The sequence below is a fragment of the Mycobacterium sp. GA-2829 genome (assembly GCF_001499965.1).
Lineage (GTDB): Bacteria > Actinomycetota > Actinomycetes > Mycobacteriales > Mycobacteriaceae > Mycobacterium.
On the sequence record NZ_LQIT01000011.1, the window covers coordinates 73,018 to 96,933 of the forward strand.

Consider the following 23,916-nt stretch of genomic DNA (forward strand, 5'->3'; position numbering starts at 1 on the left):
AACATGTCGGGGGACGAAGTACGGGTCGAACCGTCGGACGTGCGTGTGACCGCCAGCAAGATCAACGCGGAATGGTCCGCCGCACCGAGCAACCCCATCCCGCCCTGCGGTCTCCGGCTCGCCGGTCTTGCCATCGCGCAGCTCAATGCCTCCGCAGCGGAGGTGACCGCCCACCTGAAGTCCGGCGAGGCCGAGGCCACCCGGCTCTCACAGTCGTTCATGGAGGCGGCGCGGGTCTATGGAGAAGTCGACGACGCAGCCCGAGCCGCTCTCGAATCCGGAGTGAACCCGTCCATCCCACCGATCCCGATCTCACCGGATCTCTCACCCCCGGTACCGATTCCGGCCGATCTGCCGGCCCGCCCCGACTCCCCAGAGCCGACTTTCCTCGACGTATACGACGCCGCCACACAGATCCAGCAGCCCGATCAGGCGACCTCGCTCGACTCGTTCGAGACCGCCTGGAGCGACTATGCCGCCAGCCTGGACGCCCGCGCCGATTCGCTCACGATGCCGCCCGGCTGGGAAGGCGCCGCCGCCGAGGCGGCGGGCAACTCGCTGAAATCTCACCAGGATTGGCTCCACAAGATGGCCGAGACCTGCCGCAAGCTGTCCGAGCAGGCCGGAGAAGTCGCCGAGGCCCACCGCGCGGCGGTGGCCGAGCATCCCACCGTCGCGGAAGTGCAGGCGGTGCGTGACCGTATCCAGCACGCCATGGACGCGGCGGAGGGCAAGGCGGCGATCGCCGAATACGCTGCGCTGCAAGCGAAAAGCGAGCAGGTGCTGGGTGCGTACGCCGTCAAGGCGTATTCCGCACCGATCAATTCGCCCGACGTCCCGACCGGTGCGCCGAAGATGGGCTCGGTATCGGAAAACGGCGATCCACGGAAGGCCCCGAAATCCGGGCAGGACCCGGCCGGTACCGGTGCCGGTCAGGGCGGCGGCGCCGGCGGTGGTCAGCCCGGTGGCGGCCAACCCGGTGCCTCACCGCTGCGGGAGGAGAGCCCCGGCGGACGGGCCACGCCGCAGCCCGCGGCCGCCTCGTCCGGTGGCGGTTCGCCGTCCGGTGGCGGTGGCGCTCCCAGTGGCGGCGGGGGCGGTGCACCGTCGGGTGGCGGTGCTCCCGGTGGTGGGCTGCCCGCCGGGTTGCCGGGCGGACTGCCCGGCGGCGGTCCCGATGGGCTGCCGCCGATCGACGATCCCGCGCTGAAGCCCGCGGCCGCCTCGGGCGGTGGGGGTGCCGGCGGCGGTGCCGGCGGTGGTGGCGGTGGTGGCGGCGTTCCGCCGTCGCCGCTCCAACCCGCGGTCGGTGCGGATTCCGTCGCACCCGGTCCCGCGGGCGCACGCGGCGGCGCGGTGGCCGGTGCGGGTCCCGCGGGCGCGGCGGGTCCGATGGGCGGTATGGGCGGTATGCCGATGGGCGGCGCGGGCGCCGGCCTCGGCGGCCAGGTCGGCCAGAGGAAGCGCACGCCCGGTCTGTCGCCCGACGAGGAGCTCTACGTCGAGGACCGCCCGTTCACCGAATCGATCATCGGTTACCGGTCCAAGGCGCCGGAACGCAAGGACGAGAAGTGACCGGCGAGATGCACCCGCAGGTCGCGGCGGTGCTCGCCCAGGCGCAGCGGTTGCAGTCGATCATGGACGAGCAACTGCACAAGATGCAGCATCAGACGTTCACGGCATTCGACGACACCGAGACGGTGGCGGTGACGTTGGACGGGCACCTTCAGCTGACGGACATCCACATCGAGGACGGGCTGCTGCGCAACGGTGCGCATGTCGTCGAACACCGGCTCAACGAGGCCCTGCACAATGCGACCGAGGCCGCGGCCGCCTCGATGGACGCCGACCGCGAACGGATCGATGCGCAGGTCGCGGAGCTGACCGAGAGCTGGCAGCCCTGATTCAGCCGCCGGGCAGGTCGACCTTCGCGATCGCCTCCCGGCCGGCGCGGTCACCGGTCTCGTAGTACTACTCCCGGATATCACCGACCGGGTCTTCTCACTAGCATCGGTCACCACCCGGTGCTAGGCCTTGATGTGCGCCGTTTCGTAAAATAGGGTGTTTCTCACTATGCGAAACGCCATGCGAGACGAAACATCCGTCCGCGAGACCGCCGTCGAAGTGCTGCGATCGCGACTGCCTCCAACATGGCGCGTCGAAACGCGGCTGCAGCCCGAGGCGGAACCGCACGCTGACTTCCACGTGACGTTGACCAACCCGGATGGGGCCAACGTCAACTTCGCCGCCGAGGTGAAATCTGCCGTGCCCGCATCGACGAAAGCCATCGCCAGGCATTTGCGTGCGGTGGCGGCCGCGCACGGCGGAGGTGCTCCCTTGATGTACGTCGCCGACTACGTGAGCCCGCCCCTCCGCAAGGAGCTCGACGAGCTCGGCATCAGCTATCTGGACACGACCGGTTGGGTCAGCCTCACCGCGTCGGATCCTCCGGTGCTGATTCGCCTCGAGGGCGCAGCCAGGCCACCGCGACCCCGGCAAACCAAGGCCACCACTCGCCTCAACGGGCCCGCTGCGGCGCGCGCAATCCGGTACCTCCTTGAGGGCCACCCACCTGTCGGAGTCCGCGAGCTAGCGAAGTTGTCCTCGACCAGCGCTGCCGCAGTGTCGAAGTTGATGCCGACACTAGTTGACGCCGGCGCGATCGAGCGGGACGAGGACGGCACAATCGCCCATATCCGCAAGCGAACTCTCCTCGACCGCTGGGTCGCGGACTACAGCTTCACCAACAGCAACAGTGTCGTTCTGGATTACATCGCGACTCGGGGTCTCGAACGGACGCTGGAAAAATGCCGCGGACGGAACGACTTTACTGCTACCGGTTCGATTGCGGCGCGCAGTTATCTGCCCGCCGGCGTTACCTCGGTCGTGCCGCTAACCTTGCTGTGCCTGTATACCGACGACATCACCCGCCTTGCAGACAGCCTCGAACTTCTGCGCGCAGACCGCGCTTCCAGCAACGTAATGATCACGGCACCGCGCGATCGCACACTACTTGGCGGAGGTCATCGCCTCGTATCCGGATTACGGATAGCACCGATCTCCCAAGTGCTGGCTGATCTGCTGACTCTCCCAAGGGGTCGGCTCGCACAGGAGGCCGAGCAGCTCATTGAAATCTTGGCGAGGAGCGACAATGCCTGGACAGAATAAGTACGACTACGCCCCCGAATATGTCGCTGCGCGCTCAGTGCTACTCGACGCTCTCGACGCGCTGCGGGAACACCTGCCGTCGATCATCGTGGTCGGCGCGCAGGCCGTGTATCTGCACACCGGGTCCGGCGACTTCGTCGACGCTCCTATGACCACCGACGGCGACCTTGCGCTCAACGTGTCTTCTCTAGCCACCGAACCCGAGATTACCGCCGCGATGAGGCGCGCGGAATTTACCGAGGGGGCGAATCCAGGGAGCTGGAAAGGTCGCGGCGAGGTGGCTGTCGACATCATGGTTGTGCCGTCGCAATCCGGACGAACAGGACTGAGGGCGCGTGCCGCACATCTCGAGGGGCATGAGAAGTGGGCCGCGCGAATCACCCCGGGGCTGGAAGCTGCCCTCGTCGACCACACGAACCGCGCGCTCGTTGCGTTAGACCCCGCGGACGTTCGCCAGATTGGCGTCAACATTGCGGGCCCAGCCGCGCTGCTGGTTGCCAAGGCCGTCAAATTCGAAGAACGACTGGCCGACACCAGGGCCGCTGGCACGCGCGTGAAGGGCAAAGATGCGCTCGACATGCTTCGGTTACTTCGGGCAGTCGATACTGAAGACCTCATTGCAGGTCTCCGGCGCCATCGCTCTGATGAACGTGCGCAAGGCGTAAGCGCCCGCGCGATGAACTTCCTCAACGAGCACGGCACCACTCCGACTTCAGTTCTGGCGCTGGCTGCCGAAGCTGTCGTTGGATACGACCCGACCATCGCACCGAGTTTCGCGGAACTGGCTCGCGCGCTGACGGCTTCGTACTACGCGTTGGAGTGACCGACGGCTGTTACGACAGACCGTGGCGTCCGGGCGGCGCCGGGAAGTCGGCGTTTGGTGCACCGCGAACGTATCGATGCGCAGGTCGCGGAGCTGACCGAGAGCTGGCAGCCCTGATTCAGCCGCCGGGCTGGTCGACCTTCGCGATCGCCTCCCGGCCGGCGCGGTCACCGGTCTCGTAGTCCGCCGCGGCGCGCTGCAGGTTCGCACCGTAGCCACGCACCGCGGTGGTGACGGCTGACGTCAGCGCCTCGACATCAGCCTCCGCCCGCCGGCACGCTCCGGCCGTCTGCAGCGCCGGGACCGCACCCGCCGCCTCCGCGAGCGGCGCACCCGCCTGCAGTCCGGCGATCCCGGCGGCGGCGTGCTCGAACGCCGTGGCGGCACCGTCGAGTGCAGGCGGATTCACCTCGAGCACGTCACCGCTCACCGGGTCCCCCTCCTAGAAGCGCATGTTGCGCAGCACGTCGTAGACGCTGGCGATCCACAGCAGCAGCGGGATGACCGCCGCGATCGCGGCGCCGTCGACCAGCTCGAGGATCCGCTTGGTCACCGGCGACACGCGCCGCACCCCCTCGGTGGCTCCGATGATCACCAGCGCGACCGCCCCGATCGCGGTGTAGATCGCCAGCACCAGCCAGGCTCGGTCGGGATACCACTGGCAGAGCCGGACCATCACACCCGTCGGGACCACGACGGTGACCGCGAGCAGCGCCCACGCGCACCACCGCTCGGCGTAGAGCCGCGACCGGAATCCGCAGATCGCGCTGACCAGACCGGCGACGATCAGGCTGTGGACGAAGAAGTGGCCCTGCACCACCACCGCGATCGCCCCGACCGCCAGCGTCAGCGCGCCGGCGCTCAGGAATCCGATCAGCAGTTTCTTGGCCAGCACACTGCGTTCCTGCAGCCGCGCGGCCGATTCGGGCACCGACGCGATGATGGCCTGCCAGGTCGGGGACTCCTCGTCGACGCCGTCGCCCGCGGTGATCGGGTCGAGTAGTTCGTCGTTGGTGACGGTCTCACCGGGCGCGGGGATCGGTGGCAGGGCGATGCGGGCCACCGCGACGGTCAGCTTCGCCGCATTGGTCACCACGATGAGACCGAACGCGACCGCACCCGCGGGCACCCAGTACTCCCAGCCGTATCCGAACGCCACCGCGGCCGCCGTCAACGCCGTCGACGCGACCGCCAGAAATGCCGCGATCTCGGCACGCCTGCGGGGTCCGCCCCTGGTCGCCAAGGTCAGCAGCAGCACCACCGCGGCGGCGCCGGCCAGCTGCGGCGCGCCCAACGATCCGAACCCGTAGGGCAGCGGCACCGCAAGCGCCGCACCAGCGGCGAGCGGGGGCAGCGACGCGACGAGCAGGCTCTCGGCCATGCTGAGGTTGGCGTAGCGGTGTTGGGCCAGCACGCTGCCGCCGAGCAGCGCGAACCCGAGCAGGGCCAACGCCAGCGCCCACCACACGCTCTGCCCGGTGCGCTCCCACGACAGCAGGCTCACCAACGTGATCGCCACCGCGACAACGGGAATCGACACCCCGACGAAGCGGTGCAGCGCGGTGCGGTCGAACTCCGGCGATTCGTCGAGGACGGCGATCGCGTCGATCACGTCCTCGACGAGCGGCCGGTAGCGCTCGGTCCGGCTCACCGACACCAGCGTCAGCAGCGACCCGTCGACCACACCGGCGTCGTCGAGCGATTCATCGGCCTTCAACGGCGGGGCGCCCGGGCGCGCGAACGCCCACACCCCCTGCGCGGTGAAGTCGAACCCCGCGAGCACCTCTTTCGGGGTGTCCTCGAGGATCTCCGCGAGCACGGCGACGGTCTCGTCGATGTAGCTCTCGATGGGCGCCGCCGCAGGCAGTACGAGGTCCGTCATGCGCCGGCCGGTCAGGATCGTCACCCGCGTGGTCGACGGTCGTCCGGGGGTGACGCTCGAGGGTGCGGATGCCGCGGCGGTGGTCGTCAACGCCGTTCGAGCCTGTCGAAGTCGTCAGACAAGGCGGCCGCCAGCTCGGTGATCCTGCGCTGGAAGACCTTGTCGAGCAGGTCGAGCTGGATCTCGGTGCCCGCCGCGATGTGCTTGTCCCACGGCAGCACGATGACACGTCCCGGTGCGACATGTCGCTCGAATTGCTGAACAAGATCATCGACGTCGATGTTGGGTTTGCCGGGCACCACGTGGTTGATGATCACGCACGACCGGCCGAGGAGGTCCTGGTAGCCGTTCTGGCGCATCCAGTCCATGGTCACCGCGGCCTGGCGGGCGCCGTCGATGGAGGCGCTGGCGACGATCACCAGACCCGACACCGTCGACAGGACGGCTTGGGCCGCGGGCTGGAACAGCCCGGCACCACAGTCGGCGAGGACGAGGTTGTAGTACCGCGACACGACCTCGGTCGCGCCCTTCCAGTCGTCGTCGTTGAAGGCCCGGCGTGCCTGGCTGTACTCCTCCGACGACAGCACCTCGAGGTTGGCGCCGTTCATGCTGGTGTAGGCGCGGATGTCGTTGTACCGCGCCAACTCCTTGTCCGACAACAGATCCGCGATGGTCGCCGCGGACTGCCTGCCCGCCCGATCGGCGAGGTTGCCGGCGTCGGGGTCGGCGTCGATGGCCAGGATCCGGTCGCCGCGCACCTTGGCCAGCGTCGAACCGAGCGCGACGGTGACGGCCGTCTTGCCGACGCCGCCCTTCAAGCCGAGAACGCCGATCTGATAGGAGTCGCGGGCATTGCGGCGGATCCTGGCGTGCAGATCCATCTCGTAGAGCTCGTCCGGCGACAACCCGAGGTTGATCCGGGTGAGCAGGTGCAGCACGTGCCGCCAGCCGCGCTGCGACGGCATCTTGACCGCCGACTTCACCCCGACGTGCGAGAGTGCGTCGATGGCGCGGTGGTTGCCCATCGCGGCCGCGGAGGTCGGTGCGGGTTGGGCAGGCGGCTGCCCGGGCTGCCAGGTGGTCTCGCCCTGGGGCGCCTCGGCGAAGTGCGCCGACGGCGGCGGTGCGGGGGCGGGTCGCGGCGCGGCGGTGGTGGTCTGAGGCTGCGGGGCCTCGAAGCGGGCGCCGCCGGGCAGATTGGTCTGTGGGGTACGCATCATGCCGTTGGGCGGTCGCTGCGGCGCCGTCTGCTGCGGCGGGGCCTGCGTCGGCGGCATCTGCGTGGTGATCTCGGCGTGCCGTGGCGGCGGCGCCGGGGCGGCCTGCGTGCGCGGCGGCGTGATTGGCAACGGCGGCGTCGCGTTCTCGGTGCGGTTCGACCCGCCCGCCGGGGCGGGTGCCGCGACGTTGCCCTGCATCAGGGCGTCGCGGTCGACGTGCACGGTCGCCTCGTCGGGCGTCTGAGCGGCGTCTGGGGAGTGGAAGAGCCGGTCATAGTCGGCCGACATGGGAAGCCTCTCGGTGGTGGGTTAGCGCCGGAGCGCACGAGGTGGGCGAGTTCGGCCGGTGCCGTGAGACAGCCGGCCTGCCCCGCCCACCTTCATGCAGCTGCGTCTCAGGCGAACATTCCGGTGACGCCGGCTTCGGTCTGAGCCATGGTGGAGCCGGCCTCGCTGATGGTGTGCGCGAGGTTCTGCAGGGCCGCGTTGAGTTCGGCCGAGGTGTTGTCCCAGCGGGCCTGGACGGCCTGGTAGGCCTCCGAACCCGAACCGCCCCAGACCGCGGCGAGCGCGCCGAGCGACGCCTTGCCCTCGTCGAGCAGCCCCTGGGTGGTGCTGACTGCGCCGTTGATCTCACCCGCGCCGCCTTCGATACCCGCGAAGTTCCATACCTGTTCCGACATTGATTTCTCCTTGTGTGTGGTCTGAGTGGGTCAGATGTTCATCGAGGACGCGAGCGTGCCGGCCTGGTCCTCGTCGGTGGAGCCGTACTGGGTGCCCGAGGTGTGGATGTTGGCCGAGATCTCGTTCAGCGTCTGGATCTGCGCCTGGGCGGCCTCCTGGTAGCGGAGCAGCGCGGCCTGTGCGGCCTCGCCGGCCTGGCCGCGCCACTGCGGCAGCAGGCTGTTGGCGGTGGCGTCCACCGACTTCATGACGCCCTGCAGTTCACCGGAGATGCGCTCGAAGTTGCCGGCCTCCTTGGCGAGGACAGCAATATCGGTATTCATTGCCATTGTTGGATACATCCTTCTTTTCCTGTGTCCTCACCACGGGAAATGGCGAGTCTTCCGGTCTGCTGACCGGAAAGTCTGTGTGTCGGCGACCTACCAGTCGTCGCCTTCGTCCTCATCGAGGTCGTGCGCCAGTGGCGCGGGTGCGGTCAGCCCTGGTTTCGAGCCGCCGCTCTTGGAGTTCTGTCCGGCCATGCCCATCGGCCCCATGCCGCCGCCTGCCCCGCCGACCGGTGCCAGTCCCCCGACCGCCGCCCCGGCGGCCGCGCCGGCCCCGACCGCGACCGGTGCGGCCTCGACCTTGTCCCCGATCAGGTTGGCCATCAGCGGGGTACGGGCCCCGGTGCCGCCCGCGCCGGGCAGCGACGCCGCCCGCACCAGACCGGCACCGCTACTCGCACCGGATCCGCCGGCGAGCGGGTGGTTCGAGAACGGTGTCGCACCGATGAGACCGATCTGCGCCTTGTCGCCGCTGAGGTTGCCGCCGAGTTGACCGAAAATCGACGACACCTGCTGCAGCGGCTGGGTGAGCATCTGCATCGGCGTCTGGACCATCTGCCCGAACTGCTGCGGCACCTGCGACACCATGGAGCCGACCTGGCCGGCCATCTGGACGCCCATCTGCACGCCCTGCTGCATCAGCTGGTCCTGCGGCTGGGACTGGGCGGCCTGCTCCCCCTTTTGGACGGCGCCCTGGGCACGCTGGCCGGCCATGTTCCCCTGTGCCATCGCCCGGCCTGCGTTGAGGCCGACCGATTCCATCTTGGCGGTGGAGCTGACCATCGACACCATCCCGTTGCGCAGTGCGCCCATCGGGGCCCGCGCCGAGGCCTGGGCCGTCGCCGCCGCTCCGGTGGCCTCACCGACACCGGGGATGACGATCGGCGTCATCGGCGGGATCGGTTCGAACAGCATGTTCATCTGTGTCTCGGCCTGGTACACGCTCATCGCCCCGGCGGCCTGCTGCCACATCCGCACGAAGTAGTCGAACTCGTTCACCCCGATCGGCACGGTGTTGACGCCGAGGAAGTTCGTGGCCTCGAGCACCGCGTGGGTGATGTGGTTCTGCTCGATCTCCGGGATCGGCGGAGTAGTTGCCATTGCAAGGGTGTACGAGTTTGCCTGGTTGGCGGCCTGCAGCGCCCGCTTCATCGCCTGCGCCGACGTGGTGCGCAACCACACGACCATCGGCATGGTCGCGGCCACCGCACGTTCACTCGCACCGCCCGTCCACACCGACGACAGGTTCGCCAGACTGGCGGCGAGTTCGTCGGCCTGGGCCTCCAGCAGCACGGCGAGCGCCTCCCACCCGGCAGCGGCCTGGAGCATCGGCGCCGCGCCGGCCCCGGCCATCAAACGGCCGGTGTTGACCTCGGGCGGCAGTGCCATCCAGGTCGGTGGAAGAGGGATCCCCGTCAGCATGGTGGGTGCGTCACTCCGTCAGGAGTGCTCAGAAGGTGCTGGCGTTGGCGGCGTCGACGGCGGCGTAGATGCCCGAGATCTCCATGACCGCCGCACCCGCGCGGGACAGCTCCTCCTGCGCGAAAGTGTTCAGGGCGAGGGTCTCGGCGCCCTCGGCGGCGAAGCCGGCGGCGGCCATCGCCGACACCTCGTCGGCCCCAGCGGGGACCAGCGCGGTCACCGCCGCTGTGGCCGCCGTACCACCGGCCAGCCCGCGTGCGCCATTTGCGACGACCTGTCCGCCGATGCCCGCCGCGCCCGGATTGTGTTCGAGAGGTTGCATTTGCGCGTCTCCTTTACTGGTTCCCCTGATCAGGACAAGCGATGGTGAACGGCTCGAGCACAGGTGCCGCGTCGTCTCCGGACTCATCCCCCGACTTATTTGCTGGCGCAGATCCGCCAACGTTGCTGTAAAGCTCTGGCTAGATACTAACCGCCCTGTGGGGGTGGTGCGAACACTTCTTCTTCGGGGGGATCGACGTAGGCGGCCTGGACCACCTCCTTACCGTCCGGCGACACCAGAAGCGCCTGGCCAGGCGGCCGTTTACGCAACTTGATCTCGCTCGACGGGAACTCCGTCTTCTCCCCGGACAGGAACAGCGTGGGGGTCCCCGCCCCGTACGCGGCGCCCACGAACTTGTCCATCGTGGCCCGGTGCGCCTGGCTCATTTGGCAGGTCACGATGATGTGCAGCCCGATATCGGCCGCCGCGGGCAGCAGCGGGGCCAGCGGCGCCATCGGCGGCACCATTCCCGAGGCCGCCACGATCATGTGCCAGTCGTCGACGAGCAGCACCACGTCGGGTCCGCTCCACCACGACCTGGACCGCAGCTGCGCGGTGGTCAGATCCGGCGGAGGCAGCCGCTTCTGCAGGTTGGTCGCCAGCGCCTTGATTGCCGCTTCCAAGGATGCGTGGTTGCGGTTCACCGCGCCCGCGTCGAGCAGGTGACTCTGCGGCACCGCGTCCAGCAACGCCGACCGGTAGTCGGCCAGCATGAACCGGACTTGCTGGGGGCTGTTGCGTTTGCAGATCGCCTGGGCCACCGCGTGCGCGATGGTCGTTTTGCCGGACTTGGGCGCACCGAAGATCAACAGGTGCGGCGTCATGTGCATCTGGTTGTACGCGACACTGAGATCAGACTCCCGCAGCCCCAGCGGGATCTGCCAGCGGGTGCGGTAGTCCGAGTCGGGTCCGGGCGGGGCCGGGTCGAGTTCGTGCAGGTACACCTTCTCCGGCAGCACTCGGACCTGCGGCGCCCGCACGGTGTGTTGGGCCGAGATCTGGGCGACCGCTGCGGAGATCGCCGGGACGAGGTCGTCGGCGCTGTGCCGACCGTCGAGGCGGGGCACTCCGATCATCAGGTGGTGCTTCTCCATCGAGATCGCCCGGCCCGGCCTGTTCTGCGGGATCTCGCGGGTGATCCGGTCGATCTGCGTCTCGTTGACGTCGCCGAGGCGAAACTCGATCTTGGTGCCGAGGTAGTCGCGGACGCGCGACTTGAGCTCCGTCCAGCGCGGGGTGGAGATGATGACGTGCACACCGAACGCCAGGCCCTGGCCGGCCAGGTCCTGCACCACCGGTTCCAGGTCGGGGAACTCGGCGACGAACGCCGGCCACCCGTCGATCACCAAGAACACGTCGCCGAACGGATCGGCCGACGCCGGGCTGTTCGGGTCCTCACGCATCTGCCGGTAACCGGCGATGGACCCGACGCGGAGCTCCTTGAACGTGCGCTCCCGTTGCCGCTGAACGGCTTTCACCTCGGCGACCACCCGGTTCACCCGGTCGGGCTCGGCGCGGGTGGCGACACCGCCGACGTGCGGCAGATCCTCGAGGTACATCAGACCGCCACCGCCGAGGTCGACGCAGTAGAACTGCACGTCGCGCGGTGAGTGGGTGGCCGCCGCCGACATGATCAGCGTCTGCAGGAACGTGGATTTCCCGGTCTGCGGGGCGCCTCCGATCGCGATGTTGCCGCCCGCGGCGGATACGTCGACGCCCCAGATATCCTGGCGGTGCCTGCGCGGTTCGTCCATGATGCCCAGCCCGAACCGCAGCGGCCTGCGCTGATGATCGCGTTCGACGAGTTCGTTGACCGGTGTCGGATCGGTCAACGGCGGCAACCACATCCGGTAGGCGCGGATCTCGCCCGTCGTCAACTGGTCGAGGACGACCTCGCGCAGCACCTTCTGCTCAGTGGCGGTCATGACGTCACCGCCGTGTCGAAGATCGGTGTCGCGGTGAACTTGTGGATACGCACCCGGTTGCGGTTGGCCTGGCGGGGTTTGGCCTCCCCGTCCTCCTGGGTGGCCGCCGCGGGCACGTACGGCGTACCGGTGTACACGCTCTGGAACTTCACCGGATCCTCCATTCCGACCCGCAGGAAGCCGACGCCGCTCTCCTTGTTGGTGATGTACTGCGCCTCCGGCGTGCCGATCACCGCCTTGGATTCGGCGGAACTGGTGGTGCGCAACGCGATTCGGTACGTCAGGTTCGGTTCGAGCTTGTCGATGCGCACGCCGCCCGTGTTCAGCGACTGGGTGGCCAGCAGCAGGTGCACCCGCAGCGAGCGGCCGACACGGCAGATCCGGTCGAACAGCGCGATGAAGTCCGGATGGTTCTGCAGCAGCTCGGCGAACTCGTCGACGACAACGAACAGCGTGGGCAGCGGCGGCAGGTCGGCGCCCCGTTCGCGGTGCTTCTCGTACTCGGCCACACCCGACAGCGCACCGGCCGCCCCGACCTGCATACCGGCCTGGCGCAGGATGGACTGGCGGCGGTCGAGTTCACCGGTGAGCACCTCACCCATGCGGCTGACGAGTTCGGCTTCCTCTTCCATGTTGGTGACCACAGCCGCGGTGTGCGGCAGCTTCTCCATGCCGAGGAACGTCGAACCACCCTTGAAGTCGGTGAGCAGCAGGTTCACCTGATCGGGGTGGTGGGTCGCGGCCAGCGAGAGGATCAGCGTGCGAAGGAATTCCGACTTACCCGAGCCGGTGGTGCCGATCAGCATGCCGTGCGGGCCCGCACCGAACTCGGCGCCCTCCTTGATGTCGAGGTACATGATGTCGCCGGTGCGCAGTTCGTGCCCGAACGGGATCTTCAACCGGTCCCGGTCGGTGTCGGCGAACATCCGCCAGCGGGCCGGGGTGACCTCCTCGACGGTCTGCGCGCCGACGAGTTGATGCCACTCGGTGGCCACCTTCTTCTGCACCCGCACGTTCTTGTCGATGATCGCGCCGGTGATCGACCAGCCCGCAAGCTTGCGGGCGATGCGCGCGGCCTGTCCGGGGGTGAGCCGGTCGCTGGAATTGGTGACCAACCGGAACGGTGAGTTGGGCAGCCGGTCGTCGGCGGTGCCGTTGGCGGCCACCCGGATCCGGTAGGTGGAGCCGTTGTGGTTGCCGAGGGTGAGGACCGTGACCCCGGCGCGGCCGTCGGCCGGGAACCCGGCACGCCCCCCGGTGAGATCGATGACGACGACGTACGGGCCGCTGGGCGCCGAATCGGCGGTGTGCGGTCCGCGCGCGGTCAGATCACTGAGTCCGTCGGGCCGGGTGAACACCATGCGGGTCGGGCCGGCGGCGTCGACGTCGCTCTGGTGCTGCACGTGCGGCAACCACTTGAGCCAGTTCCAGTTCGGATCCTCGGGGTTGTCGGTGAGCACCCGCATCTGCAGGAGGTCCGGCGGATGGAACACCGCGAGGTGGCAGATCATCGCGGCCAGCAGCGCCGCCGACCCGTCGGGGTCGCCACCGATCGCGATGGTCGGGAAGCTGCGCAGCTGAACGAGTTTCGGGCAGTCGTGGACGAGGCCGTGGGTGCGCAGGAACTTCGTCACCCACATGTGGCTGACGGGTTCGAGGTGCGCTTGGGGTGCGGCCTGCGGCCCGGCCAGCCCGTTGATGTCACCGCCGACGGACGGCTTGAGCAGCCGGTCGACGGCCGGTTCGGAGCCGAGGCCGATCCGGGTCGCGGCGAAGAACTCGCTGTTGGCCTGCCGGGACCACTGGCGGTTGGTGCCCACGATCGACAGCAGATCCTCGGGATGCGGTGCGTGGTAGTTGAAGAACGTCACCTGCGCCGCCGCCGACGAGGTGACGCGGGTGCGCAGCCCGGCCAGGTACCGCAGGTACTCCTTGCGGTCGGCGTTGATCTCGGGCACCCGTTTGGCGCCGGATCCGCCGCCGGACATGAAACCGACAGTGGCCATGATCATCATCAGCGGCATCATCAGCATGTACGGCGACAGCTGGCGGACGCCGGTGAAGATCATGATCGCGATCATCCCGAGCATGCAACCGCCCATCACCCAGGGCAGTGCCTTCTGCATCCCCGACGGCGGGATCTCGACGCCGAGATCATCCGGGGGCGTCACGGTGATCTCACCGGGGGTCAGGCGCGGGCCCCGTTTGATGATCGGGGTGAACTTCTTCGTCGTCATTCAGCGACTCCAGTCATCCGGGCCTCCAGTCATCCGCCGCCTCCCGGTTGGGCGCCCGCCGCGACACCGTCCTCGCCCACCTTGCGCGGGTTCGGGTTCGCGGGCAGCGTGTCGTGTTCGATCAGAGCCGCCTCCTTGGACAGCACCGGGCCGTCGACGAGCAGGCTGACCACCTGCCACGGCGCCGTTCCCGGGCTCGTGAGGCCGAGGTTCTTGGCGGTGTCCTCGTTCGGGAGGCCGTAGCGCACACCCTGCGGATCGATGTAGTAGAGGCTCTCGCCGTACCGCGGATCCGGGGACTGCAGCCGGATGTACTGTCCGCCGTCGATGTAGACCGTGGAGTCGCCGGTGATTTGCTGGATGCCGGTGTTCAGCGCCGACGCGGCGATCGGCAACCGCCGGCCCGCGATGACGGTGGTGCGCGGCGCCTGGTCGCCCGCGACGCGCTGCCACGACCAGCACAGCGTCGGATCGTCCTGGCGCAGCAGGATGTCGAGCGCCTTGTCCGGCAGCGGCGACACGTAGACCTGTTCGGGGATGCGGGCCACCACACTGGCCTCGACGGGCGGCGGCTGCATCAGACCGTAGGAGTTCGTGGCGCGCAGGGCGGCCGCGGTCGGCTCGTTGACCCGCGCCACACCGTCGGGAAGCACCACGTAGTGCTGCTGTTCGTCGGCGTCGGTGACGGTCGTGAACACCGACCCGATCACCAGATTCGCGGGCAGCCCGAGGGTGTTGGGTTCACCGGCGCGCGGGATCTGCGGCAGCTGCCACGGCCCCGCGTTGGGCAGCGCGTTGAACAGACCCTCGGAAATCGGTGTGGCCCTTGCGGTCACCGGGATGCCGACCGCCGAGGTCACTGCGCGGTCGGCCAGATCGATCGAATGCCTGCCGCCCTCGGTGACCAACCAGTTCGCACCCTTGTATGAGACGAGCATCCCCTGGTCCGGGCGCAGCGGCGCGACGGTGGAGTCCACCACCAGCGGCCGGATCAGCACCGAGGTGCGCACCTGCGGTGTGACACTTTCCGGTTTGGTGACGGTGTCGCACAGCGTCCACATCGATTCGGCCGCACCGGACACCGGCGTCGCGTACGGGGCGCCCGGGATCCCGATCGGCTGCCCCTTCGACATCCGGTTCAGCTCATCGGATTTCACTGCGGACGGGGTGCCGGGGTTGCCGAGGACCAGTCGCGCGGAGGTGAGGTTGTACACCGGGCGCAGCTCACCGCCGCCGGGCATGACGACGTAGAGCTGATTGGTGGTGCGGTCGACGAGCAACTGGTCACCACCGCGCTTGCCCAGGGGTTTGAAGTACGCCATCAGCGCGGCGCCCAGGCAGATCAGAACCGCGATGACGATGCCCGCGGTCACCGCCCGGCTGTAGAACTGCAGCGGATCGTCGAACATCCGGGTGTCGCGCCGCACGATCGCGTGCTCGACGCGCCGCAACAGGAAGCGCCAGCCACTGACCTGGACCTTGGTGGTTAGCCGGAAACTCGCCATCGCCTCACCCGCTGATGTTCAGGCGGGCATGGACGGCGGCGATCGCCGACGCCATGTCTTCGCCGTTGATCTCGCTCAACTGCTCGACACCGAGGCTGTCGAAGTCCAGGGACCGCGCCAACCGCATGTCGCGGTTCTGCTCGCCGGCCTCGACCAGCTGCCGCGCGTAGCGACCGTTGCCCGCGATGTCCAACGCCGGCTTGCCGTTGAGGGTGCGCTGGGCCAGCAGCGTCGCCGCCTCGAGCACCAGCTTGGCGGCGTCCTCGTTGACCGCCGAATCATTGGCCGTGGCAATCACTTTCGCAATCTCGACGATCTCCTCCGGTGCGTAGGAGTCGAATTCGATGCGCGTCGCGAAGCGCGACCGCAGACCGTCGTTGGTCTCCAGCAGCCGGTCGATGTCGGCGCTGTAACCGGCGATGATCACCACGAGCCGGTCGCGGTCGTTCTCCATACGGGCCAGCAGGGTGTCCAGCGCCTCGGTGCCGAACGGGTCGGCGCGGCCATCGCGCTCCTGGACCAGGGTGTAGGCCTCGTCGATGAACAGCACGCCGCCGACCGCGCGGTCGATGGTGCGGGCCGTCTTGACCGCCGACTGCCCTTCGTATTCGGCGACGAAATCCTTGCGCGAGGTCTCGACCAGTTTCGGTTCGGCGATCACCCCGAGGCCGGCGAGGATGTTGGCCACCACCCGGGCGATCGTGGTCTTACCGGTGCCGGGCGGTCCGGCGAAGATCATGTGCTTCGACGTCTGCGCGACCTTCATCCCGCGGGCCGCACGGATCTTGGCCATCTGGGTGGCCGCGCGGTACGCCTCGATCTGCTCCTTGACCCGGCTCAACCCGATCTGGCGGTCGAGTTCGGCCTGCGCCTCGGCGAGCAGGCGCTCCCGCCCGGAGGTGTCGGCGACCGCGCTGGCCGGATCCCACGGATCGGTGCGCGCGGCGATCTTCTCGGCGGTGGTGGTCACCAGCCGGTACGACGGATCACGAAGCGCGGCAGTGACTTTCGGCTGCGGATGGGTGGCCTGCAGCCATTCCAGCAGCGCGCGGGCGCCGTCTTCGTTGCCCTGGCCGCGGTAGGTCATCGCGAGGTACCAGGCGATGGTCTGGGCGCACGCCTGGCCGGCGGGCGAGGTGTTCATCTCCGTCAGCCGCCGTTCGGCCTCGGTGAACAGTCCGAGGTTGGCCGCGGCCACCCCGTGCGCGACGCCGGCGGCGGCGGCGAGGAACTTGTCCGGCCAGGTGTTGGCGCTGCGCACCTGATCGATCACATCGGTCCAGCGTTCGGCCGCCCCGTAGACGACCGCCTTCACCCAGGCGATCAGATGATCGGCGCCGCCGGGCGGGACGTTCTCCAGCGCCTCCATGGCGTCGGTGTAGTTACCCTCCTTGGCCTCGTGGACCGCGAAGCCGAGGGTGATGGCCAGCGGTGAGGTGATCGGATAGGTGATCTCCCCGAACAGTCCGCCGATCGGGATGCGCGCATTGAGGCTGTTCATCGAGATCTCGGCGGCGCCCGCGAGCTGACCGAAATTGCCGCGCGAATACCAGGCGCGGAACAGCGTCACCCGGTCCATGTCGCCGCACCGGATTCGTCCCACCCATGCGTCGCAGGCGGTTTCGTCGTAATTGGTGATGTCGGTGAACATCTCGTACGAACGCGCCGGGGCGTTCGGCAGCATGCCGACCGCACTGCCGAACAGGCTGGCCAGGTGATCACTCATGGCTACCTGCATACCTGGTGGTGAACACTTCGGCGCGGCGCGCCCTGGCCTCGTCGGGGGTGGGCAGTTGAAGGTCGCGCTGCAGGAAGTCGCGGGTCGCGGGGTCGTCGTGGCCCTGTTCGCGCATGCCGTCGAGCATCCGTTGGTACTGGGCCGATTTGGCGTCCTGTGTGGCCAGACCCGCGATCACCATGATCTCCTCAGCGAGTTCCCGTTCGGTCATGTGCGCCACCTGCGGTGACAACTGGATGTACTGGACCCGGCCGTCCAGGTAGGTGGTCACCGTGACGGTGCCGGGCGGGTTGGTGACCGTGAACAGCGGCTCCGGTTCTGCGGCCGGGTCGTGGTCGGTGAAGGCGTCGAGAGCGACGAGTTCGGAGTCTTCTGCCTCGGCGGGGACGGGCTGGTAGAAGTCCAACGCGGACAGATCGTCCTCGGGTTCCTGCGGTGCGAAGTCACCCGCCATGGCAGGTTCCGCTCACTCCGCGTACCCCGCTTCGGCGTCGCTGTGCTCGAACCACGTTTTCGACGGCAGGAACTCGACCAGTCCGTCGAGCGCGCGCTGCAGATTCTCCTGGGTGCCGGGCAGGAAGCTGCCGTACAGCTCGCCGCTGACCCGGCGGGGGATGGACACGATGCGGCCGTGCTGGGAGTCGAGGACACCCGCGGCGACGTCGGTGGTGGTCTGGGTGCCGCCCGGGTGGCGTTCGGTCGCGGTCAGCTCCACCCAGCTCGCCGGATCGCTGATGACCTCGGCGTAGGCCCGCGCCGAGGGCAGCGGTATGCCGTAGGCCTGGAGTTCGTTCGCCGTCCGGCACGCCGCCAGCTTGCTGGCCACTCCGGTGAGCGGTTCGACGTCGGCGGGGGTGGCGGTTCCGAGCACCGCGGTCACCATGCCGGCCAACCCGACCTGCGGGGCGACCCGCTGAATGACCAGCATCTCGTCGTCGCGCGCGGCGACGACGTGGCGATCCCCCTTGCGGCACACGACGAAGCGCACCATCTTGCCGCCGACGTCGCGGCGCCACCAGCGCCCTTCGAGCACCCGGTCGGAGCGGCTGAGCGTGTCCACCATCGCGGCGACCTCCGGATGCGGATCGCCGTAGAGGTTGAGTACACCCTGCTCGGTGAGGTCGCGGGCCACCTGCTCCCAGACGATCTTGCGGAGATCGGGCTGAGGGATGTTGAGCCGGATTCCGAGCGACGGCGGGAAATCGCTGACGCTCATGCGGTCGGCGATCACCAGCATGCCGTCGATGGTGACCTCGACGGCGACGACATCGTCGTAGTGGGTGCCGCCGGCCGCGGCCGGTGCGCTGACCATGATCGGACCCCCAACCCTTTATCCGGTACCGGTTCTGCCGTGGATTGTTCGGACATTTGCCGCATCCCGCAACAGCGTCGGCGAAACAGCGAGTTCAGCAGCGCTTCGCCGGATGTGAGCGTACCAGCGGTCCCGCCTTCCCCCACGCACGAATTTCCAGGTCCCGCGGCGGCGCCGACCACGGGCCTGCGCCAAGATCAGCAATATGCGTGTACGGCGCATGCTCGCGAAACCGAGCTCTCAGCGAACGCTCAGGGGCCGGCACCCGACGCCGCCAGGCTGAACCGGTGCGCCCCCCGCGACGGACGTGCCGCGACCCCGATGCGGCGGCCCGGCGGACGCCTGGCAACGGTGCCGATACCCCCAGCACCGTGCACGTTCACGCTCCATAACTTTGCTGATGTACCCGGCGTGCGAGTAAGCGGGTCGGGTTCGTTGATACTGGACTCGGCCGACGTGACTTCTTGAGGAGACCGTAGTGACCGACCGCGACGATGCCCTGCGGAGAGAGCTCGGCTGGACCGGCCAGGAGCAGGGGGATCCCCCACCGGAAGTGGCTGCGGCCGAGGAGCCGACGCTGGTCACCGATCCGGGTCTGCGCACCAGCTTCCGTGACCCACAGCCGCAGCGTCCGGCCCCGCCCCGTCCGCAACCGACCGGGTGGTCCCAGAACCAGCCCCCGCCGGGGTGGCAACCGGCGCGCGGACCGCGACCCCCGGCGCAGCATGCGCCGCCACCCCCGGGGTGGGGCCACGCACCGGGTGGGCAGCAGCCCCAGCCTCAACCGCAGCCTCACCCGCAGCCGCCCGCTTCGTACGCCGAGGCCATCCGGGTCGAGGAGCTGGTCCGCCCGCGCAAGACCCCGCCGGCGCACGGCTGGCGGCGGTGGGTGTTCAAGGCCAGCTTCGGTCTGATCAACCCCGGTCAGTCACCGGAGGAGCTGCGTCAGATCCACTTGGAGAACCAGATCCGCGGGACGCTGCGCGGACACCTCAAGATCGGCGTGATGGGCAAGGGCGGCGTCGGGAAGACGACGGTCTCGGCCAGCCTGGGCTCCGTGTTCGCCGAACTGCGGCAGAACGACCGCGTGGTCGCCGTCGATGCCGATACCGCGTTCGGCAAATTGGGCAGCCGCATCGACCCGCATGCGCAGGGAAGTTACTGGGAGCTCGCCGCTGATCAGCACCTCGAGACCTTCGCCGATGTGCGAAGCCGCGTCGGCAACAACGCCGCCGGACTGTTCGTCCTCGCCGGCGAAGGGTCCCCCGCCCGTAGGCGGGTGCTCGATCCGGCGATCTACCGGGAGGCGACCTCACGTCTGGACCGGTACTTCTCGATCTCGATCGTCGACTGCAGCTCCACCATGGACTCCCCCGTCACCCAGGAGGTGCTGCGCGATCTCGACGCCCTGGTCGTGGTCTCCTCCCCGTGGGTGGACGGTGCGGCGGCAGCCGGCCAGACACTGGACTGGTTGGCCGCCCGGGGGATGAACAACCTGTTGCAACGAACTGTCGTGGTGCTCAACGACTCTGACGGCCACGCCGACAAACGCACCCGCTCGATCCTGGCGCAGCAGTTCTCCGGACACGGTCAGCGGGTCATCGAGATCCCGTTCGACGGGCACCTGCGGCCGGGCGGCGTGATCAACGGGACGCGGGAGATGTCACCTGCCGCACGGCGCCGTTTCCTCGAACTCGCGGCCGCGCTGGCCGAGCACTTTCCGACCGCCGACGACCGGTCCCGGGAACGCGGCTGAGGCGGCCGACCTGCGGCCTGGGGGTGCCCAGCAACGTCATCATTTGCTAGGTTCGCTAGCGGGACCGCCTCCAGACACGGGGGAGTCGGCCGTAGGACGACTCAGGGAGTGAACCACGTTGAAGATCACCACAGTTCTGGCAGCAACCTTCGCGACAGCGGGTGCGGTCATCGCCGCCCCGGTCGCCGGTGCGGAATCCGAGGCCGCGGCGCCCGCCGGGCCGGCCGTCCACGAGATCGGTCAGCAGGCCGACCTGGTCAACGGGTCCGTCGTGCAAGGCTGGACCGTCACCGACCTGAAGACCAGCACCGACACCATCCCTTACCCCGTGCAGGGCACGCTGTGGGAGGCGACCGCCACCGATGAGGCGCTGGAGGGGGCGGCGACACCGATCGTGTCGAACTTCAACGCCCGCGCCCAGAACGGCGAGACCTACCGGGCGCTGTGGCAGGTGGCCACACCGCAGGGCGTCAATCCGGCAACGCTGAACCCGGGCCAGGAGACCACCGGCAAGATCTACTTCGACGTGACCGGCGCCCAGCCGGACGGCGTCGTCTACAACGACGGCAGCCAGGATCTGCTGCTGTGGGTGCAGCCCGCGCCCAAGAGCACCCCGGGAACCTCGTCGAGCCCGCGCAGCTCCGCCCCGTCGGGCAGCTCCACCTCTGCCGCGCCGCAGGCCGCCGAGGCCACCACCCCGGATGCGGCGAGCGAAGCCGTCGAGCCGGCCGTCCCGGGCGAACCCGCGCCGGCCAGCGCCGAACTCGTGCCCGCTCCCGCGGGCAGCACGGGCACCCCGCTTGCCGAGGGCAGCACCGGCACCCCGCTGCCCGAGACCAGTGCCGGCACCCCGGTACCGGCGGGCAGCACGGGTACGCCGCTGCCCGCCACCAGCGCGGGCACCCCGCTGCCCGCCGGTAGCCAGAGCACCCCGGCCGCCCCAGTGCCTGCTCAGGCTCCCGCGGCTCCGGCGCCTGCCGCCCCCGCCGCTCCGGCGCCCGCCGCGCCCGCCCAGCCGGTGAGCACCGGCGATCAGGCGGTCGCACCGGTTCCGCACGGCCAGGGCGCGCCGATCCCGACGCCCACCCCCGTGCCGGTGCCCTGACGCACCACCCGCTCCAAACGACGGCGGGGCTGCTGCGGCGTGAGCCGCGGGCAGCCCCGCCGTTCGTTTCCGTCTAGGAGTGCGAGCTCCACCAGGTGTAGAGCTGATCGAGCGTCGGCCCCTGCGCCCCGGCCTTCACGACGGCGATCAGGGAGTCGTCGGTGTTGGTCCACGCCACTACCGGCCGGCTGCCCTGCAGCCCGCAGAAGAGCACGCCGCTGACCTTCTGAGGGGTGGCGTTGCGCCGCCAGGGTCCGGGTGACTGGATGTTGCCGGGGCAGGTCACGATGGTGGACGCCTCGACCACGTCGTTGAAGGCGGTGTCCAGGGCGGTGTCGTCGGCGGCGATCGTGTAGGTCGCCGCCGGAGGGCCGCCCGGATCGGTGTTGGCACCGCATGACGCCTCGGCGAGCGCACCCGTCGGCGGCGTCTGCAGTTCGCAGGCATCGGGTGTGTAGCCGCGTGGGAACAGGGCGCGCAGTTCGGCCTCCGCTTCCGGATCGGCGGTGTTGGACGGGGTGGTCGTCGTGGCCGCCGCTCCCCCGTCGTCGTCGCCTCCGGACGGGATGAGTAGCCACGCCGCGATGCCGACGATGATGACGCCCGCGATCGCGGCGGCGATCAGCCACTTCGGCTTCTTCTGCTGCGGCGGCGCCACCTGCGACCGCGGTACGACGGGCGGCGGTGCGCTGGACTCCGGCGCCCATCCGGTCGCCGGCGGCGGTTCGGGGGCGTACTCGGGCTCGACCGGCTGCTCGATGGACTGCTCGACGGGTTGCTCGATGGGCTCGGCGAATTCGTCGGGACCGGAATCGGCGACCGGGTCGGCGAGTGGTTCCCACAGCGGCTCGGCCACCGGCTCGACGGCGGGCTGATCGACGGGCGCACCGTCGGCGTCCGGATCGGGGGCGGGTCCCGTCGCCCAGGGGTCCGACGACGGCGGCGGAGGCGGCCACATCATGTCCCGACCTCCACATCCTTCGTCATCACGTCACGACCCTCACTCAGGTGACCTGCCGAGCGTACCGATGTGAGCGTAGTAGGCCACACCGCACCACGCGCTCCCCGAATCGCGCCCGCATCAATCCAACTCACCGATCAACGCGAGGATCGCGGCGGCCGCATTCGCCGAAATCGGCCGTTCGGCCTCGGCATTGGCGATGTCCTCATCGGACACCCCTGCGGCTTGGGCGGTTTCGTCAATCGTCAGGTTCGCGCGCCGCCGGGCGGCGTACAAGCGTTGTCCGATGGTGGCATTCGGCGCGCTGGCGGCCAGCATCGTCAACTCGTCCATCCGTCGGCGCACGGCGCTGAGCGCCTTGATGAGCGGCGGGGTGACCTTGTTGAGTCGGGCGGCGCTGGCGACGGCGGATTCGAGTTGGCGGACCTCGGCGAGGATGGCCGTCACCCGGGGCGTGAAATCGGGATGGTCGACGGCGGGCAGCGCAGCAGCAGTGGCGCCGATGGTGTTGACCGCGGATTCGACGGCCTGCGCGATCACCGACGAGTCGCCCGGAGGGGCCGGCGGCGGAACCGGTGCGACCGGTGTGCTCGCGACGGTGACGGGTTCGCCCCTGCGAATCTTCGCGATGGTGCCCGTGGGCCAGCGCAACACCTCTTCGAGCTTTGCCCGCGTGCGTTCCCGAGGCCAGCTGCGGCCCTTCTCGAACGCGATCAGCGCGCCGGCGTTGATGATGCCGTCCGCGGCCAGGCTCCGTTGGCTGATGTCGAGTTCACGCCGCCGCGCCGCCGCCGCCGCACCGGCTCGGGCGACCCCGGGATCGAGGACCCCTGTCGCCTCGTCGATCGGCTCCGCGTTGGTCATGGACGGCGCTCATCCTCGTTGGCTCGACGGCGGCTCGGTGTCGTAATACTAACCGCGAGAACCGCCGCCGCTATGACTCGGGTGCGGTTTCCGTTGGCAATTCCGTATCAAAGCTATACCTTTCAAGGCCGTCGCACGCGCAATGCTTCGGTTTTCGTTGCGGAACCGCAGCGGCATGAGATGCCCGTTCGCCTGGTGAAGAGGCGTTCGTCGCGCAGAGTGACGCACTCCACGTACCCGCACCCATCTCAAACCGTTGCATCGCTACGGTTGTTGCTATAGATTTCCCCTCAACGCGGGGCGCTGGCCCGCATGGCTCGTTCGAAGGAGTTACCCATGAGCAACGTGACATTCCTGGAAATCCCGGTCGGCGCTTGTACGCGTGATCCGGAGCGGTGGACCACGACCGCGGACGAGGAGGCCAAGGCCATCTGCCGCGGCTGCCCGCGCCGCTGGATGTGTGCCCGTGACGCGGTTGAACTCCCCCGCGCCGAGGGGCTGTGGGCCGGCATCGTCATCCCGGAGGCCGGGCGGGGCCGCACCTTCGCGCTCAAGCAGCTTCGTTCGCTGGCAGAGCGCAACGGCTACCCGATCCGCGCCATCCGACGGGTGTTCCCGGAATCGGCCTGAACCGTCCGGAATATCCCCGGCGGCACCCCGGTTACA

The 23,916-nt window shown here is 69.0% G+C and carries 22 protein-coding genes; 7 read left to right on the forward strand and 15 right to left on the reverse strand.

Going from position 1 to position 23,916, the window contains the following annotated elements:
• The first annotated feature begins 3 nt into the window (after positions 1-3).
• The 4 genes from AU194_RS08225 to AU194_RS08240 all read left to right on the forward strand — a co-directional run bounded on the left by AU194_RS08225 (position 4) and on the right by AU194_RS08240 (position 3,991).
• Positions 4-1,575, forward strand: coding sequence for a PPE domain-containing protein (locus AU194_RS08225; RefSeq protein WP_059088741.1), 1,572 nt, complete (start codon positions 4-6; stop codon positions 1,573-1,575).
• Positions 1,576-1,583: 8 nt separating this feature from the next.
• Positions 1,584-1,904, forward strand: coding sequence for a YbaB/EbfC family nucleoid-associated protein (locus AU194_RS08230; protein ID WP_059088788.1), 321 nt, complete (start codon positions 1,584-1,586; stop codon positions 1,902-1,904).
• A 181-nt stretch (positions 1,905-2,085) separates the two neighbouring features.
• Positions 2,086-3,168, forward strand: coding sequence for a helix-turn-helix domain-containing protein (locus AU194_RS08235; RefSeq protein WP_157575951.1), 1,083 nt, complete (start codon positions 2,086-2,088; stop codon positions 3,166-3,168).
• Entirely contained in the window at positions 3,152-3,991 is an 840-nt protein-coding gene (locus AU194_RS08240; RefSeq protein ID WP_059088742.1) for a hypothetical protein, read from the forward strand. Before AU194_RS08235 ends, AU194_RS08240 begins: the two co-directional genes overlap by 17 nt.
• A gap of 118 nt (positions 3,992-4,109) precedes the next feature.
• Here AU194_RS08240 and AU194_RS08245 read toward each other — a convergent pair whose 3' ends face one another.
• From AU194_RS08245 to AU194_RS08305, 13 genes are all read right to left on the reverse strand, one after another.
• On the reverse strand, positions 4,110-4,421 hold the full coding sequence (locus AU194_RS08245) for a type VII secretion target (protein ID WP_059088743.1): 312 nt from the start codon (positions 4,419-4,421) through the stop codon (positions 4,110-4,112).
• Positions 4,422-4,433: 12 nt separating this feature from the next.
• Positions 4,434-5,963: a type VII secretion integral membrane protein EccD gene (eccD, locus tag AU194_RS08250; RefSeq protein ID WP_059088744.1), complete on the reverse strand. Its 1,530-nt coding sequence runs from the start codon at positions 5,961-5,963 to the stop codon at positions 4,434-4,436.
• Entirely contained in the window at positions 5,960-7,381 is a 1,422-nt protein-coding gene (locus AU194_RS08255; RefSeq protein WP_059088745.1) for a MinD/ParA family protein, read from the reverse strand. The genes eccD and AU194_RS08255 overlap by 4 nt, the downstream gene beginning before the upstream one ends.
• A gap of 107 nt (positions 7,382-7,488) precedes the next feature.
• Positions 7,489-7,776: a WXG100 family type VII secretion target gene (locus AU194_RS08260; protein WP_059088746.1), complete on the reverse strand. Its 288-nt coding sequence runs from the start codon at positions 7,774-7,776 to the stop codon at positions 7,489-7,491.
• 30 nt (positions 7,777-7,806) lie between these two features.
• Positions 7,807-8,106 (reverse strand): WXG100 family type VII secretion target, encoded by a 300-nt coding sequence (locus tag AU194_RS08265; protein ID WP_059088747.1) that lies wholly within the window; start codon positions 8,104-8,106, stop codon positions 7,807-7,809.
• Between the two features lie 90 nt (positions 8,107-8,196).
• Entirely contained in the window at positions 8,197-9,492 is a 1,296-nt protein-coding gene (locus tag AU194_RS08270) for a PPE family protein (RefSeq protein WP_304438542.1), read from the reverse strand.
• Between the two features lie 61 nt (positions 9,493-9,553).
• A complete protein-coding gene (locus tag AU194_RS08275) occupies positions 9,554-9,847 on the reverse strand; it encodes a PE domain-containing protein (RefSeq protein WP_059088749.1) in 294 nt (97 codons plus the stop codon).
• Positions 9,848-9,993: 146 nt separating this feature from the next.
• Positions 9,994-11,772: a type VII secretion protein EccCb gene (eccCb, locus tag AU194_RS08280; RefSeq protein WP_059088750.1), complete on the reverse strand. Its 1,779-nt coding sequence runs from the start codon at positions 11,770-11,772 to the stop codon at positions 9,994-9,996.
• The gene (gene eccCa, locus AU194_RS08285) at positions 11,769-14,009 is read right to left on the reverse strand and encodes a type VII secretion protein EccCa (RefSeq protein WP_059088751.1); all 2,241 of its coding nucleotides are present in this window, start codon (positions 14,007-14,009) and stop codon (positions 11,769-11,771) included. The genes eccCb and eccCa overlap by 4 nt, the downstream gene beginning before the upstream one ends.
• Before the next feature lie 29 nt (positions 14,010-14,038).
• The gene (gene eccB / locus AU194_RS08290) at positions 14,039-15,514 is read right to left on the reverse strand and encodes a type VII secretion protein EccB (RefSeq protein ID WP_059088752.1); all 1,476 of its coding nucleotides are present in this window, start codon (positions 15,512-15,514) and stop codon (positions 14,039-14,041) included.
• Between the two features lie 4 nt (positions 15,515-15,518).
• Complete coding sequence (gene eccA / locus AU194_RS08295) at positions 15,519-17,240, reverse strand: type VII secretion AAA-ATPase EccA (RefSeq protein WP_059088753.1); 1,722 nt, start codon at positions 17,238-17,240, stop codon at positions 15,519-15,521.
• Positions 17,233-17,706: a hypothetical protein gene (locus tag AU194_RS08300; protein ID WP_059088754.1), complete on the reverse strand. Its 474-nt coding sequence runs from the start codon at positions 17,704-17,706 to the stop codon at positions 17,233-17,235. The genes eccA and AU194_RS08300 overlap by 8 nt, the downstream gene beginning before the upstream one ends.
• Positions 17,707-17,718: 12 nt before the next feature.
• The gene (locus AU194_RS08305; RefSeq protein ID WP_059088755.1) at positions 17,719-18,564 is read right to left on the reverse strand and encodes an ESX secretion-associated protein EspG; all 846 of its coding nucleotides are present in this window, start codon (positions 18,562-18,564) and stop codon (positions 17,719-17,721) included.
• A 478-nt stretch (positions 18,565-19,042) separates the two neighbouring features.
• On the opposite strand from AU194_RS08305, the gene AU194_RS08310 reads away from it, so the two are divergent.
• On the forward strand, positions 19,043-20,320 hold the full coding sequence (locus AU194_RS08310; RefSeq protein WP_197417550.1) for a MinD/ParA family protein: 1,278 nt from the start codon (positions 19,043-19,045) through the stop codon (positions 20,318-20,320).
• 118 nt (positions 20,321-20,438) lie between these two features.
• Positions 20,439-21,425: an MPT63 family protein gene (locus AU194_RS08315; RefSeq protein WP_059088756.1), complete on the forward strand. Its 987-nt coding sequence runs from the start codon at positions 20,439-20,441 to the stop codon at positions 21,423-21,425.
• A 73-nt stretch (positions 21,426-21,498) separates the two neighbouring features.
• Here the strand turns inward: AU194_RS08315 and AU194_RS08320 are convergent, their stop codons facing one another.
• Complete coding sequence (locus tag AU194_RS08320) at positions 21,499-22,386, reverse strand: hypothetical protein (protein ID WP_059088757.1); 888 nt, start codon at positions 22,384-22,386, stop codon at positions 21,499-21,501.
• Positions 22,387-22,506: 120 nt separating this feature from the next.
• Complete coding sequence (locus AU194_RS08325) at positions 22,507-23,250, reverse strand: helix-turn-helix transcriptional regulator (RefSeq protein WP_059088758.1); 744 nt, start codon at positions 23,248-23,250, stop codon at positions 22,507-22,509.
• 336 nt (positions 23,251-23,586) lie between these two features.
• On the opposite strand from AU194_RS08325, the gene AU194_RS08330 reads away from it, so the two are divergent.
• Entirely contained in the window at positions 23,587-23,880 is a 294-nt protein-coding gene (locus AU194_RS08330) for a WhiB family transcriptional regulator (RefSeq protein WP_059088759.1), read from the forward strand.
• Positions 23,881-23,916: the final 36 nt, after the last annotated feature.

What these genes read in the sequence shown, in the direction of transcription:
- AU194_RS08225 (WP_059088741.1), top strand. Translation starts at nt 4, where the DNA reads ATGTCGGGGGACGAAGTACGGGTCGAACCGTCGGACGTGCGTGTGACC.
- AU194_RS08230 (WP_059088788.1), top strand. Translation starts at nt 1,584, where the DNA reads ATGCACCCGCAGGTCGCGGCGGTGCTCGCCCAGGCGCAGCGGTTGCAG.
- AU194_RS08235 (WP_157575951.1), top strand. Translation starts at nt 2,086, where the DNA reads ATGCGAGACGAAACATCCGTCCGCGAGACCGCCGTCGAAGTGCTGCGA.
- AU194_RS08240 (WP_059088742.1), top strand. Translation starts at nt 3,152, where the DNA reads ATGCCTGGACAGAATAAGTACGACTACGCCCCCGAATATGTCGCTGCG.
- AU194_RS08255 (WP_059088745.1), bottom strand. Translation starts at nt 7,381, where the DNA reads ATGTCGGCCGACTATGACCGGCTCTTCCACTCCCCAGACGCCGCTCAG.
- AU194_RS08260 (WP_059088746.1), bottom strand. Translation starts at nt 7,776, where the DNA reads ATGTCGGAACAGGTATGGAACTTCGCGGGTATCGAAGGCGGCGCGGGT.
- AU194_RS08265 (WP_059088747.1), bottom strand. Translation starts at nt 8,106, where the DNA reads ATGGCAATGAATACCGATATTGCTGTCCTCGCCAAGGAGGCCGGCAAC.
- AU194_RS08270 (WP_304438542.1), bottom strand. Translation starts at nt 9,492, where the DNA reads ATGGCACTGCCGCCCGAGGTCAACACCGGCCGTTTGATGGCCGGGGCC.
- AU194_RS08275 (WP_059088749.1), bottom strand. Translation starts at nt 9,847, where the DNA reads ATGCAACCTCTCGAACACAATCCGGGCGCGGCGGGCATCGGCGGACAG.
- eccCb (WP_059088750.1), bottom strand. Translation starts at nt 11,772, where the DNA reads ATGACCGCCACTGAGCAGAAGGTGCTGCGCGAGGTCGTCCTCGACCAG.
- eccCa (WP_059088751.1), bottom strand. Translation starts at nt 14,009, where the DNA reads ATGACGACGAAGAAGTTCACCCCGATCATCAAACGGGGCCCGCGCCTG.
- eccB (WP_059088752.1), bottom strand. Translation starts at nt 15,514, where the DNA reads ATGGCGAGTTTCCGGCTAACCACCAAGGTCCAGGTCAGTGGCTGGCGC.
- eccA (WP_059088753.1), bottom strand. Translation starts at nt 17,240, where the DNA reads ATGAGTGATCACCTGGCCAGCCTGTTCGGCAGTGCGGTCGGCATGCTG.
- AU194_RS08300 (WP_059088754.1), bottom strand. Translation starts at nt 17,706, where the DNA reads ATGGCGGGTGACTTCGCACCGCAGGAACCCGAGGACGATCTGTCCGCG.
- AU194_RS08305 (WP_059088755.1), bottom strand. Translation starts at nt 18,564, where the DNA reads ATGGTCAGCGCACCGGCCGCGGCCGGCGGCACCCACTACGACGATGTC.
- AU194_RS08320 (WP_059088757.1), bottom strand. Translation starts at nt 22,386, where the DNA reads ATGATGTGGCCGCCTCCGCCGCCGTCGTCGGACCCCTGGGCGACGGGA.
- AU194_RS08325 (WP_059088758.1), bottom strand. Translation starts at nt 23,250, where the DNA reads ATGACCAACGCGGAGCCGATCGACGAGGCGACAGGGGTCCTCGATCCC.
- AU194_RS08330 (WP_059088759.1), top strand. Translation starts at nt 23,587, where the DNA reads ATGAGCAACGTGACATTCCTGGAAATCCCGGTCGGCGCTTGTACGCGT.